This window comes from Vogesella mureinivorans (assembly GCF_007644035.1).
Lineage (GTDB): Bacteria > Pseudomonadota > Gammaproteobacteria > Burkholderiales > Chromobacteriaceae > Vogesella > Vogesella mureinivorans.
Genome location: NZ_VMTV02000014.1, coordinates 1 through 274, shown reverse-complemented (window position 1 = coordinate 274; position 274 = coordinate 1). Strand labels below are relative to the sequence as shown.

At 66.1% G+C, this 274-nt stretch carries 1 protein-coding gene; it reads left to right on the top strand.

What is annotated here, in order from left to right:
* Positions 1-274: EscU/YscU/HrcU family type III secretion system export apparatus switch protein (locus FLQ44_RS00425; protein ID WP_206208587.1), on the top strand; the 274-nt coding region annotated here is incomplete at both ends.

The window sequence follows — 274 nt, the reverse complement described above, 5'->3', positions numbered from 1 at the left end:
ATGGCCCGCGATCTCGCCGTGGCCATCCTGGGCGCTGTTCTGGCCTTTCTGGGCGTCACCGCCTTCGCCGACTTTCTGTGGCAGCGCCATCGCTTCGCCCGGCGCATGCGCATGACCCGCGAGGAGTTGAAGGACGACTACAAGCAGGCCGAGGGCGACCCGCATGTGAAGGCCAAGCTGAAGCAGATCCGCGCCCAGAAGGGCCGCCAGCGCATGATGCAGAACGTGCCGAACGCCACCGTCATCGTCACCAACCCGACCCACTACTCCGTGG